Origin of the sequence: Streptomyces sp. NBC_01012, from assembly GCF_045162755.1 — a bacterium.
Classification (GTDB): Bacteria; Actinomycetota; Actinomycetes; order Streptomycetales; family Streptomycetaceae; genus Streptomyces.
The window spans coordinates 7,273,638-7,285,775 of sequence record NZ_CP108688.1 but is presented as its reverse complement, the minus strand read 5'-3'; the positions used below and the strand labels follow the sequence as shown (position 1 = coordinate 7,285,775).

13 protein-coding genes are annotated in these 12,138 nt (G+C 72.8%); 8 read left to right on the top strand and 5 right to left on the bottom strand.

Translation table 11 applies throughout. From position 1 onward, the window contains the following. The first annotated feature begins 131 nt into the window (after positions 1 to 131). Complete coding sequence (locus tag OG623_RS32520) at positions 132 to 494, top strand: hypothetical protein (RefSeq protein WP_406151180.1); 363 nt, start codon at positions 132 to 134, stop codon at positions 492 to 494. Positions 495 to 708: 214 nt separating this feature from the next. Further along, positions 709 to 1,233: an ATP-binding protein gene (locus OG623_RS32515; protein WP_406151179.1), complete on the top strand. Its 525-nt coding sequence runs from the start codon at positions 709 to 711 to the stop codon at positions 1,231 to 1,233. Between the two features lie 118 nt (positions 1,234 to 1,351). Here OG623_RS32515 and OG623_RS32510 read toward each other — a convergent pair whose 3' ends face one another. Beyond that, positions 1,352 to 1,657 carry an SHOCT domain-containing protein gene (locus OG623_RS32510; protein ID WP_406151178.1) on the bottom strand — a complete coding sequence of 102 codons (306 nt, stop codon included), beginning with the start codon at positions 1,655 to 1,657 and terminating at the stop codon, positions 1,352 to 1,354. A 196-nt stretch (positions 1,658 to 1,853) separates the two neighbouring features. Here OG623_RS32510 and OG623_RS32505 point away from each other — a divergent pair, with 196 nt between their 5' ends. Both OG623_RS32505 and OG623_RS32500 read left to right on the top strand, forming a co-directional pair. Continuing rightward, complete coding sequence (locus tag OG623_RS32505; RefSeq protein ID WP_406151177.1) at positions 1,854 to 2,432, top strand: TetR/AcrR family transcriptional regulator; 579 nt, start codon at positions 1,854 to 1,856, stop codon at positions 2,430 to 2,432. A gap of 10 nt (positions 2,433 to 2,442) precedes the next feature. Beyond that, positions 2,443 to 3,024 (top strand): DUF4865 family protein, encoded by a 582-nt coding sequence (locus tag OG623_RS32500; RefSeq protein WP_406151176.1) that lies wholly within the window; start codon positions 2,443 to 2,445, stop codon positions 3,022 to 3,024. A gap of 170 nt (positions 3,025 to 3,194) precedes the next feature. Here the strand turns inward: OG623_RS32500 and OG623_RS32495 are convergent, their stop codons facing one another. Further along, positions 3,195 to 4,409, bottom strand: coding sequence for an ROK family protein (locus OG623_RS32495; RefSeq protein WP_406151175.1), 1,215 nt, complete (start codon positions 4,407 to 4,409; stop codon positions 3,195 to 3,197). 120 nt (positions 4,410 to 4,529) lie between these two features. Between OG623_RS32495 and OG623_RS32490 the strand changes: the two genes are divergently transcribed. The 3 genes from OG623_RS32490 to OG623_RS32480 all read left to right on the top strand — a co-directional run bounded on the left by OG623_RS32490 (position 4,530) and on the right by OG623_RS32480 (position 6,995). After that, on the top strand, positions 4,530 to 5,771 hold the full coding sequence (locus tag OG623_RS32490; RefSeq protein ID WP_406151174.1) for an MFS transporter: 1,242 nt from the start codon (positions 4,530 to 4,532) through the stop codon (positions 5,769 to 5,771). Between the two features lie 71 nt (positions 5,772 to 5,842). Beyond that, positions 5,843 to 6,214, top strand: a complete 372-nt coding sequence (locus tag OG623_RS32485) for an SCO4225 family membrane protein (RefSeq protein ID WP_406151173.1) — start codon at positions 5,843 to 5,845, stop codon at positions 6,212 to 6,214. Positions 6,215 to 6,236: 22 nt separating this feature from the next. Further along, on the top strand, positions 6,237 to 6,995 hold the full coding sequence (locus tag OG623_RS32480) for a maleylpyruvate isomerase family mycothiol-dependent enzyme (RefSeq protein WP_406151172.1): 759 nt from the start codon (positions 6,237 to 6,239) through the stop codon (positions 6,993 to 6,995). A gap of 49 nt (positions 6,996 to 7,044) precedes the next feature. Here OG623_RS32480 and OG623_RS32475 read toward each other — a convergent pair whose 3' ends face one another. The 3 genes from OG623_RS32475 to OG623_RS32465 form a co-directional block, all read right to left on the bottom strand. Further along, positions 7,045 to 7,710 carry a response regulator gene (locus OG623_RS32475; protein WP_406151171.1) on the bottom strand — a complete coding sequence of 222 codons (666 nt, stop codon included), beginning with the start codon at positions 7,708 to 7,710 and terminating at the stop codon, positions 7,045 to 7,047. Next, entirely contained in the window at positions 7,707 to 9,002 is a 1,296-nt protein-coding gene (locus OG623_RS32470; RefSeq protein WP_406152104.1) for a sensor histidine kinase, read from the bottom strand. The genes OG623_RS32475 and OG623_RS32470 overlap by 4 nt, the downstream gene beginning before the upstream one ends. Before the next feature lie 206 nt (positions 9,003 to 9,208). Beyond that, positions 9,209 to 10,477 carry a geranylgeranyl reductase family protein gene (locus tag OG623_RS32465; RefSeq protein ID WP_406151170.1) on the bottom strand — a complete coding sequence of 423 codons (1,269 nt, stop codon included), beginning with the start codon at positions 10,475 to 10,477 and terminating at the stop codon, positions 9,209 to 9,211. A 195-nt stretch (positions 10,478 to 10,672) separates the two neighbouring features. Here OG623_RS32465 and OG623_RS32460 point away from each other — a divergent pair, with 195 nt between their 5' ends. Next, the gene (locus OG623_RS32460) at positions 10,673 to 12,037 is read left to right on the top strand and encodes a dipeptidase (RefSeq protein ID WP_406151169.1); all 1,365 of its coding nucleotides are present in this window, start codon (positions 10,673 to 10,675) and stop codon (positions 12,035 to 12,037) included. The last annotated feature ends 101 nt before the right edge of the window (positions 12,038 to 12,138 follow it).

Below are 12,138 nucleotides of genomic sequence, written 5' to 3'. Positions count from 1 at the left end.
GCACCCCGCCGCCGCACACCGGAACGTCCGGATCCTGGCCTTCGGCAGCGATCGGTCGCCGTGGGGGCTGGCGTAGAGGCCCGGTCCGCGGGCAGACTTGCTGAAGCTGGCACAAGGGGGGCGAAGTCGTCATGGCCGAGACAGAGTTCAGCGCTGCGGATTTCGGTGCGCGGAGGTTCGGCGCGGCCGACTTCAGAGCGAGTGACGTCAGCATCCGGCGGTGGGCGCGGTCGCTGACCAGGGCCGGCCAAGTGATTGTCGAGGACGGCCGGATCGCGCTGCTCACGAGCAACGGGCGGGAGATCGCCAGCGCCCCGGTGAGCACGGTGAGCGCGGGCAGGCCGTGGTTCCTGGCAGCCGACTCGGCGATCGCCCGTATCGACGGGGTGCGGTACCGGCTCACCATGGGCCAGCGCAACCGCAGGCCCGGCGGGGCCGCACCGGTCCGCAGGTTCCTGGAGGCGCTGCGCGGTGCCGCGGGACGAAGGGCCTGACGCTACGGTCCGGTACGCCCACCGCGAGTTGCGGAGCCCAACCCCCTGAGTCACGCTGGTCACACGTCACTGATGGTGCACCGGCGGTGACAGCGGAAGCCGCCCCCGCCGGGAGCCACGCAGGGCGGACCACGCATGACCAGACACAGCAGTCAGCCATCTGCTGGATCCGTTCCTTCGTCTTCTTCCGGACCTATTTCGGGGAGTCGCAGCCGTGATCAGCGAGCCAAGCAGGCACTGCGCGGTGGAGCTCAAGGCCCTGCCGTCGCGGATCGGTCAGGTCCGCAGAATCATTTCGGCGCAACTGCGCTACTGGCATCTCGATCCTCTGATCGACCAGGCAGCGCTCGGTGTCACCGAACTGCTGACCAATGTCCACCGGCACGCACAGCCGGACAAATCATGCACCGTCGAGATCGAGCTGCTGCTCGACCGGCTGACGGTCTCCGTCCACGACCACGATCCCCGGCTGCCGACCGTCTGCGACGCCGATCAGTCCGCGACCTCAGGGCGCGGACTGGCGATGATCGCCGCGGTCAGCGAGAGCTGGGGCGTACGACCGAGCGACGACGCGGGGAAGGTCATCTGGTTCACCCTGCCCGCACCGTCGTTCACCACCGCTCTGCCCCCACTCCCGGTGTACGGGTCCACGACCGACGGCCCGTTCGGGTCGGACATCGTGGGGCTCACGGAGCCGACGGCAGCACGGACCCGGGCCCGCTCGGCCGTCGTCGGCTGACCGGGACCGGCCGCGCACCGTACACAGCGCACGCGCACCGTACGCAGCGCACAGGAGCGCGCCGGTCCACTCGTGACCGGCGCGCTCCTGCCCGTTCGCGCCCGGACCTCACCCGCCTTCAGTGGTCACCCGGGCCGGCCTTGTCGAAGCGGCCGTAGGGCTCGTCCAGGACGGAGAGCCTGCGCCAGTACTCCTCCTCGTCGATCTCACCGGCGGCGAAGCGCCGGCCCAGCAGATCGATCGGCGACGGCCGGCCGCCCGCCGGGCCGTCCCGCCGGATGCCGTGCCGCTGCCACGGGCCCCCGCGGCCACGCCAGACGGTGCGGCGCAGCAGTGTGATGACGCAGACGGCGACGGCCGCCCAGATGATCGGGAAGAAGAGGATCCAGGGTCCTGGTCCTCCGTAGCTCGCCAGGGTGTTCATCTCGGTCAGCTCCTCGGTCAGGGTTTCGTCCGTGCGTTCCTGTCACTTACGAGACTCGCTCCGCGAGGGGCCCTGAGCGTCGTACGGATGGCGGCAGTTCGCGTACGGCCGCGGGAGTACGCCGAGGCCGGGACCCTGCTTCCGTGCCGGACCTGACGCGCTGGATTCTGTACCTACTGGTAGGTACAGTGCCGGTATGAGCACTCCGGACCGGTTGATCGAGGCCACCCAGGAGCTCCTGTGGGAGCGCGGATATGTGGGCACCAGCCCCAAGGCGATCCAGCAGCGCGCCGGAGCGGGCCAGGGCAGCATGTATCACCATTTCGCGGGCAAGCCCGAGCTGGCACTCGCCGCCGTGCTCCGCACCTCCGCGGGGATGCGCGAGACGGCCGGACGGCTGCTGGACGGCCCGGGCCCCGCGTACGAGCGGATCGCGGCCTATCTGCTGCGCGAGCGCGAGGTGCTGCGGGGCTGCCCGGTGGGGCGGCTGACGATGGATCCCGATGTGGTGGCCAGCGAGGCGCTGCGCGCACCGGTGGACGAGACGATCGGCTGGCTGCGGGACCGGATCGCCGAGGTCCTCCAGGAGGGCCTGGACACCGGCGAGTTCACTCCCGGCCTGGCACCGCGTGAGGTCGCCGCGACCGTCGTGGCCACGGTCCAGGGCGGCTACGTCCTGGCGCGCGCGTCGGGCTCGTCCGCCGCCTTCGACTCGGCGGTCCGGGGGCTGCTCTCCCTGCTCGGCGCACACGTCGCAGCGAACCGTCCGGTCTGAGGAGCCCACGATGCACGCCATGCAGTACGAGATCACCCTGCCCGCCGACTACGACATGGGGATCATCCGCGAGCGGGTCGCGACCCGGGGGCACCTGCTCGACGACTTCCCCGGCCTGGGCCTCAAGGCGTATCTGATCCGCGAACGCGGCGCCGCCTCTCCGGTCAACCAGTACGCCCCGCTGTATCTGTGGTCAGCCCCCGAGGGCATGAACGCCTTCCTCTGGGGCCCCGGATTCCAGGGCGTCGTCGATGACTTCGGCCGCCCCGTCGTGCAGCACTGGACCGGGCTCCTCCACCAGGAGGGTGCGGCTTCGGGGGTACTCCCCCGCACGGCCGTCCGCCGCCGCGAGCGGATCGCGGACACCGTCCGGCCCGCCGACGCGGTGGAGGCCGCCCTGGAGGAGAGCCACCGACTGGCCGGCACTCCCGGAGCCGTGCTCAGCGCGCTGGCGATCGACCCGCGCCACTGGGAGCTGCTCCACTTCACCCTCTGGGAGCACGAGCCGTCCGGCGCACCGGGCGACCGCTACGAGGTGCTGCACCTGTCGTCGCCGGAGCGTGACCGGCTGGGGCAGGGCCGGCAGTGGTGACCCGGTCCGGTTCCCGGACGGCGTCGCGCGGCGGGACGCCGCGCAGGCGGGCGACCGCGTCAACGGCGGGCACACTCGCCCGGCGATGAGGTCCTGGAAGCGGTACTGGTCGCCGATCCGGCGCGTGCGTTCGCCCGCCCCGGCCGCCGTCCGAGCGGATCCGCCGCAGGTCAGGCGAGTGCGGTCAGCGGGTCGTCGAGCACCGGCTGCCAGGCCAACTCGGCGGCGCCCACCAGGCTGTTGTGGTTCAGCGTGCAGGACAGGATCGGCACACTTCCGCTGCGGCCCCACAGGCTGCGGTCGGCGACGACGGCCCGCAGGCGTTCGGGGTCGGCCTCCAGGAGATCGCGGTGCAGGCCGCCCAGGATGATCCGGTCCGGGTTGAGGATGTTGACCAGCCCGGCGAGGCCGAGGCCGAGCCGGTCGATCAGCTCCTCGGCGGCGGCCCGCACATCGGGGTCGCCGTACTCCGTGCGCAGCAGGTCGCCGGACTGCTTGAGCAGCGACTCCTCGGGGCCGGGCTCCCGTCGGGCCGCCGTGAGGAAGGCGAGAGGGTCGGTCTCGACGTCGAGGCAGCCCCGTCCGCCGCAGTGGCAGGGGCGGCCCTCGGGGTTCACCGTGAGATGCCCCACCTCCAGGGCGAGGCCCGAACTCCCGCTGTGCAGACGGCCGTCCAGGACGAGCGCGCCGCCCACCCCGCGGTGCCCGGTGGCGACGCAGAGCAGGTGCTGGGCGCCACGCCCCGAGCCGTGCCGGTGCTCGGCGAGAGCGGTGAGGTTGACGTCGTTGGCGGTGAACGCGGGCCCGGTGATGCCGACGGCGCGTACGCGGCCGGCGAAGATCTCCCGGACCGGCGCCCCCGCGGGCCAGGCGATGTGCAGCGGGTTGAGCGCCGTCCCCTCGGGTTCGGCTACGGCGGAGGGCACGGCGAGGCCGGCGCCGACACAGCGCAGCCCGCTCTCCCGCAGGAGCCGGGCCCCGGCGTCGACGACCTCGCCGAGGACCTGGGCGGGATCGGCCTTGACGGCGACACAGCCGGGCGCGGTGGCCACGATCCTGCCCCCGAGCCCCACGAGCGCGGCGCGGAAGCCGTCGGAGTGCACCTGTGCGGCGAGCGCGACGGGCCCGCTGTCGCGGACGGAGAGACGGTGCGAGGGGCGGCCCTGCGAACCGGCGGCGGAGCCCGGGCTCGAGTCGACCTTGATGAGCCCGAGCGCCTCCAGCTCCGCGGCGACCGCGCCCGCGGTGGCACGGGTGACGCCGAGCTCGGAGGTCAGTACGGCGCGGGTGGGGGCACGGCCGGTGTGCACGAGCTCCAGGGCGGGCCCGAGCGCGCTGCGGCCTCTCTCCAACTTCGTCCGCGTGGTGGTCGACTTGCCGTTCATGGGGGCGAGTCTCCCATGATCCGGGGCCGTTTCGGACGCCGCGGCGTCCGGTGGCGTTCACCGGCCGGCCACCGGTGAAGCACCCTTGCGCGCGTCATGGGACGACTCTATGCTCACTTTGTGCCGCAAGTAAACAAAATACGGTCGGCCCGGTCGGAAAAGCTCGGCGGAAACACCGCTCCGCCCTCGCCTGCCCGGCTCCGTGCCGCACTGACCGTGTTCTTCGCCCTCGACGGGTTCCTGTTCGCCGGCTGGGTGGTCCGTATCCCGGCCATCAAGCACCAGACAGGGGCCTCCGCTTCCACCCTGGGGCTCGCCCTGCTCGGTGTGTCCGCCGGTGCGGTGATCACCATGATGCTCACCGGCAGCCTGTGCCGGCGCTACGGGAGCCATGGGGTCACCGTGGCCTGCGGCGTACTGCTGTCCCTGAGCATCGCCCTTCCGGCGCAGATGGCTTCGGCGCTCACCCTCGGTCTCGTGCTCCTGCTCTTCGGAGCCGCGTACGGCGGGCTGAACGTGGCCATGAACAGCGCGGCCGTCGATCTGATCGCCGCGCTGCGCCGCCCCGTGATGCCGAGCTTCCACGCCGCGTTCAGCTTCGGCGGCATGGCCGGCGCCGGGCTGGGCGGGCTGGTCGCGGGCAGCCTGTCGCCCGCCGCCCATCTCTTCGCCCTGACGGGCCTCGGCCTTCTCGTCACCGCGGTCACCGCACCGGTGCTCCTGCGCGCCCGGCCTCCCGCGTCCCCCGCATCCCCCGCGCAGGAGCGGCCTGCGGACGCCCCGGAGCAGCCGAAGGGGATGGGCGCCCACGCGCGCCGGATCGTCGTCCTGTTCGGCGTCATCGCCCTGTGCACGGCGTACGGCGAGGGCGCGCTGGCCGAGTGGGGCGCGCTGCACCTCAGCCAGGATCTGGGGGCGGCCCCTGGTCTCGCCGCCGCCGGATACTCCGTGTTCGCGCTGACGATGGCCATCGGCAGGCTCACCGGCACCGCCCTGCTCGAACGGTTCGGACAGACCCGGACGCTGGTGGCCGGCGGGGCCACGGCGGCGGCGGGCATGCTGCTCGGCGCGCTGGGTCCCGCCGTCTGGCTGACGCTGCTCGGCTTCGCCGTCGCCGGCCTCGGCCTGGCCAACATCTTCCCCGTCGCGGTCGGCCGGGCGGGTGCGCTCGCCGGGCCCAGCGGGGTGGCCGCCGCGTCGACCCTCGGCTACGGCGGGATGCTCCTGGGGCCGCCGGTGATCGGCTTCCTCGCCGACTGGATCTCCCTCCCGGTGGCACTCACCACGGTGACGCTGCTGGCCGCTGTCGCGGCGGTCCTGGGCTGGACGGCCCGCAACGTGGGCGAACACGTGAACGGTTGAGTAGGCGTACTCAGGCGCCGCCGGCTCCCCCGGCGCACGATGGAGACATCAGCCATTCAGGGGAGCGGATCATGCGACACCACATGGAGACCAACCGGCAGCTGCGCACGGCGGCACGACTGACCTTCGGCAACACGGCGTCACGGATCTATCTGGGGCTCGTCCTGGCGACCGTGGTGTTCGTCGCCGTGGACGTGCTGTTCGTGACCCACGAGGACGCCTCCTTCTCCGGCGTCTGGGTGTTCTTCCTCGCCGCGCCGACGGTGTTCGTCTTCCTCATGGGCGGTTCGATGGCCTGGGCGGAGTCCGGAGGCCCCGGGTGGTTCATCTACCTCGCGCTGGTCGTCTCGGTGCTCGTGCAGGCCTTCGCGCTCGGCTGGTTCTCGCAGCTGGTCCGCGGCCCCTCCCGCCCCGGCCGTTCCGCGCACCCCCAGGGCGCCTGACGCGTCTGGCACAATCGCCGCCGTGGAGATGTCCGAGCATGTGAGCGCTCTTGCCGCGGAGGGCCGCGCCCTGGCCTCCGCGGCCCGCGACGCGGGGCCGGACGCCCCCGTACCGACCTGCCCGGGGTGGCGGATCCGGGACCTTCTCGGCCACACCTCCATGGTGCACCGCTGGGCGACCGCGTTCCTCGTCGACGGCCACCGGACGTACCACCCCATGGAGGAGGAACCGGAACTGGACGGCGACGCGCTGTTCGACCGGTTCACCGAGGGCCACCGCCTGTTGGTCGATGCGCTCCGGGCCGCACCGGCGGACCTGGAGTGCTGGACCATATTCTCCGGTCCGTCCCCGCTCGCCTTCTGGGCACGCCGGCAGGCGCACGAGACCAGGATCCACCGGGTGGACGCCGAGTCGGCGCGGGGCGGCCCGCTCACGCCCGTGGCGCCACCGCACGCGGTGGACGGCATCGACGAGCTGCTGGCCGGGTTCCACGCCCGCGACAGGAGCCGGGTACGCACCGAAGTGCCGCGGACGCTGCGGATACGGGCTGTCGACACGGGCAAGGACACGGACGCGGTGTGGACCGTGCGGCTGTCGGCCGGCCCACCCGTCACGGTGCGTGGGGCCGACGCCCAGGACGCGTCCGCCGACTGCACCCTGAGCGGCACGGCCGACGAGCTCTACCTCGCCCTGTGGAACCGCCTGCCGCTCACGTCCGTAAGCCTCTCGGGAGACCCCGAGGTGGCCGGGTTGTGGGAGCGGAACTCGGCAGTCGTCTGATCGTGGGCGCCCGGCCGGCGGACGCTCCGGGCGGCCGGGAGCCGCACCCTCAGCCGAGCCAGCCGGGGCGCACGAGCCCCGACTCGTAGGCGAGCACGACGAGTTGCGCCCTGTCCCTGGCACCCAGCTTGACCATGGCGCGGCTGACGTGGGTCTTGGCGGTGAGCGGGCTGACGACGAGCCTGCGGGCGATCTCCTCGTTGGAGAGACCGATGCCGACCAGGGCCATCACCTCCCGCTCGCGTTCGGTCAGTTCGTCCAGGACCGTGGCCTCCTCCGGTTCCTTGGAACGGGCCGCGAACTCGGCGATCAGCCGCCTCGTCACCCCCGGTGACAGCAGGGCGTCCCCGCCCACCACCGCGCGCACCGCCCGCAGGAGCTCGTCCGGTTCGGTGTCCTTGACCAGGAAGCCGGAGGCTCCGGACCGGATCGCCTCGAAGACGTACTCGTCAAGTTCGAAGGTGGTGAGCATGACCACCTTCACCTCGTGGAGGTCCGGGTCGTCCGTGATCGCGCGGGTCGCGGCCAGACCGTCGAGCTTCGGCATCCGGATGTCCATGAGCACCGTGTCCGGGCGCAGTTCGCGCACCAGGCGTACGGCATCGGCCCCGTCGGCTGCCTCGCCGGCCACCTCGATGTCCGGCTGGGCGTCCAGCAGCGCCCGGAACCCGGCCCGCACCAGCAACTGGTCATCGGCGAGCAGTACCCGGATCACGACGTCTCCTCTGTTTCTGCCTCGTCCGCGGCGGAGGTACCGCCCCGGCCGGGCCTCAGCGGGAGTTCCGCCGTGACCCGGAATCCGCCGTCGGGCCGGGGGCCCGCGTCGATGGTGCCGCCCAGCGCCGCGGCCCGTTCCCGCATCCCGATGAGCCCGTTGCCGCTGCCTCCGGCGTCGTCCCCCGTCGCGGGACCCTCGTCATCGACGGTGAGCCCGAGACGCGCGCCACGGTACGCGATGCGGACACGGGCGGTGCGCGATCCGGAGTGCCGCACCACGTTCGTCAGCGCCTCCTGCACGATGCGGAAGGCCGCGAGGTCGGTACCGGGCGGCACCGGCCCCCGTTCGCCTTCCGTGTCGACGCTCACGGTGAGCCCCGCCCCCGCCGCCTGGTCGACCAGCTCGGGCAGGCGGTCGAGGCCGGGGGCCGGGGTACGGGGCGCGTCGCCCGGGGTCCTGAGGTTCTCCAGGACCTGGCGTACCTCGCCGAGCGCCTCCTTGCTGGCGGACTTGATCGTGGTCAGCGCCGTACGCGCCTGTTCGGGATCGGAGTCGAGCAGGGCGAGCCCGACCCCGGCCTGGACGTTGATGACGGAGATGCTGTGGGCGAGGACGTCGTGGAGCTCACGGGCCATGCGCAGCCGCTCCTCGTCGGCCCGCCGCTTCTCCGCGGCCTCGCGTTCCGCCCTGGCCGCCGCCCACTGCTCGCGCCGCACCCGCAGAAGCTCGGCCGCGGCGACGATCGCCACGACCCAGGCGGTGATGAAGGCCTCCTGGGCCCAGGGCGCGGGGCCGTCGCCGTCGGGCGGCAGCCATCGGTACAGCCAGTGCGCGGCCAGCAGATGCCCGGCCCACAGGGTGCCCAGCGACCACCATGCGGCCATGCGGTGGCCCGACACGATGGCGCTGAAGCAGCCGACCGCGACGGCGAGGAAGACCGGGCCGTACGGATATCCCAGGGCGAGATAGACGAGCGCAGCGGCGGAGCTACCCGCGACCGCGACCACAGGGTGACGGTGGCGCACGAGCAGCACGGCGACCGCGGCGAGCAGCAGCAGCCTGGCGACGACGCCCAGCGGTTCGCGGCCCTGGCCGTGCGCGGCGATGGTGGTACCCACCATCACGATCACACCGATCACGACGGTCGACGGCCAGGGCGTCCGGTCGCCGCGCCGCCGGGGCCCGGCGAACCTCCCGCCGCCGTACCTTCCGCGGCCGTACCTTCCGCGCCACGAGGGCCCACCGCCGGCCCGTCCGCCTCCCGGCCCCGGGCGGCGGCGGCCCCTCATCGGCTGCCCTCGCTCCTCGTGCATACCGGCCACGCTAGACGCGCGGACCCCCGACGCACGTCAGCCGGGCGGGGTGATCGCGCGTACTCCCTGGGGAGTAGCCGTCCGTGAGGCGCGCGGCCGGACCGTGCGCCGGTCCGCACCGGACCGCGTCCCCGGGCCGGTGCCCCGGGACGCTCGACCTCATCGGACTGACCCGCCTCGGGTCACTGTCGGCGGTCCATCACATGGATCGCCCGCTGTGCCAGCGGATGCGTGCGGACCAGCTCGGCCAGTGACGTCGTCCCCCGGGTGATGCCCGCGAAGGCGTTCCACGCGGGGCGGAAGCCCGTGAGCACCGCGTGCAGGAGCGCGGGGCGCCGCTCGAACAGCTTGAGCATGCGGCGCCCGACGCTCATCTCCACACCGAGCCCGGCCTTGATGGCAAAGGCGTAGTTGAGCGCCTGCCGCCGGGCGTCGACCGCGTCGTGCGACTCCGCGATTCGCACCGCCCATTCGCCAGCGAGCCGACCCGACCGCAGAGCGAAGGAGATGCCTTCCCGGGTCCAGGGTTCGAGCAGCCCCGCCGCGTCGCCGCAGACCACCACCCGTCCTCGGGAGAGCGGCGAGTCGTCGCTGCGGCACCGGGTCAGATGGCCGGAGGAGACCGACGGCTCGAACCCGGCGAGACCCAGCCGGCCGACGAAGTCGTCCAGATACCGCTTGGTCCCCCCGCCGTCGCCGCGCGCCGAGATGACGCCGACGGTCAGCGTGTCGCCCTTGGGGAAGACCCAGCCGTAACTCCCCGGCATCGGGCCCCAGTCGATGAGCACCCGGCCCGCCCAGTCCTCGGCGACCGTCTCCGGAACGGGAATCTCCGCTTCGAGTCCGAGGTCGACCTGGTCGAGCTTCACACCGACATGAGCCCCTATGCGGCCGGCGCTGCCGTCCGCGCCGACGACGGCACGGGCGAGCACCGTCTCACCACCGGCCAGCACCACGGCGACCGTACGCCGGTCGGGGACGGCGGTGCCGTGCTGCTCCACCCGCGTCACCGAGGCGCCCGTGCGCAGCTCGGCGCCCGCCTTCTGCGCCTCCTCCACAAGACCGGCGTCGAACTCCGGACGGTTGATCAGCCCGAAGAGCATGCGCTTGGACCTGCGGGTGCGCGACAGCTTCCCGTTGAGCGAGAAGGTGACCGTGTGGATGCGGTCCTTGAGCGGGAGTTCGAAGCCGGGGGGCAGGGAATCCCGCGAGAACCCGATGATTCCGCCGCCGCACGTCTTGTAGCGGGGGATCTCCGCCTTCTCCAGCAACAGCACCCGACGGCCCGCGACGGCCGCCGCGTACGCCGCGGAGGCTCCGGCCGGGCCCGCGCCGACCACGACGACGTCCCAGACCGCGGACTCCCGCGGTTCGCGCGGCTCCGAGGACTCCTGCGGTACCGACGTCGACTCATCCGGCTCACGTCCGGCGTCTGCGTTCTCGCTGCTCACGATGTGCTTCTGCTCCCGATCCGACCAGTGGCCCCAGCTGCTCACGGCATCCTACGGCGCGTCGCGGCCGAACTCCGCTGTGGGAGGATCTGCCGTGAATCCGTTGTACCTGCGACGTCGCCGACCGCGGCGTCGCACCCGGCCGCGTTCACACCGCGCCCTAGTCCTAACGTCGCACCCACGAGGAGCGTGCCCATGACCGCCCGTCCGATTTCCGAGACCGTTGCCTCGCTGATGCCCCGTGCCAAGGCGGAGCTCGCGGAGCTGGTGGCCTTCCGGTCGGTGGCGGACCCCGCTCAGTTCCCGAGGAGCGAGTGCGAGGCCGCGGCCGGCTGGGTCGCCGGCGCACTGCGCACCGAGGGCTTCCAGGACGTCGCCCTGCTCGACACCCCCGACGGAACCCAGTCGGTGTACGGCTTCCTGCCCGGCCCGGCCGGCGCCCCCACGGTGCTGCTCTACGCGCACTACGACGTGCAGCCGCCGCTGGACGAGTCCGCCTGGCTCTCCCCGCCGTTCGAGCTGACCGAGCGCGACGGCCGCTGGTTCGGCCGGGGGGCCGCGGACTGCAAGGGCGGATTCATCATGCATCTGCTCGCGCTGCGCGCCCTCAAGGCGAACGGCGGCGTCCCGCTCTCCGTCAAGGTGATCGCGGAGGGTTCGGAGGAGCAGGGCACGGGCGGCCTCGAACAGTACGCCGAGGCGCACCCTGAGCTGCTCGCCGCCGACTCGATCGTCATCGGTGACACCGGCAACTTCCGTCTGGGGCTGCCCACCGTCACGGGGACGCTGCGCGGTATGAGCATGCTGCGGGTGCGGCTGGACACCCTCGAAGGGAACCTGCACTCCGGACAGTTCGGCGGCGCGGCACCGGACGCGCTGGCCGCGATGATCCAGCTGCTGGCATCGCTGCGGGCCGAGGACGGCACGACCACGGTCGACGGGCTGACCACCGACGCGCAGTGGGACGGACTGCAGTACCCGGAGGGCGAGTTCCGTACGGACGCCCAGGTGCTCGACGGCGTGGAGCTCATCGGCACGGGCACGGTCGCCGACCGTATCTGGGCGCGGCCCGCGGTCACCGTCATCGGCATCGACTGCCCGCCGGTGGTCGGAGCCACCCCCTCGCTGCAGGCGAGCGCCCGGGCGCAGATCAGCCTGCGGGTGCCGCCCGGCCAGGACGCCGCCGAGGCGACGCGGCTGCTGACCGCCCACCTCAAGTCGCACGCCCCCTGGGGCGCGCGGGTCCAGGTCGAACAGGTCGGCCAGGGGCAGCCGTTCCGCGCCGACACCACCAGCCCCGCCTACGCGTCGATGGCCGACGCCATGCGGCTGGCCTACCCCGGCGAGGAGATGCAGACCTCCGGCATGGGCGGCTCCATCCCGCTCTGCAACACCCTGGCCTCGCTGTACCCGGAGGCGGAGATCCTGCTCATCGGGCTGAGCGAGCCGGAGGCCAAGATCCACGCGGTGAACGAGAGCGTGTCGCCCGAGGAGCTGGAGCGGCTCTCGGTCGCCGAGGCGCTGTTCCTGCGCAACTACGCGGAGTCGAAGAAGGCCTGAGCCACCGCCCGGCCCCGGCCCCCGGTCCTCGCCCCGGTGCCGTCCCCGTCCCCGGGGTACGCGCTGGGCGAAGTCGCCCGGAGCAGATGTCCGGGCGGCCC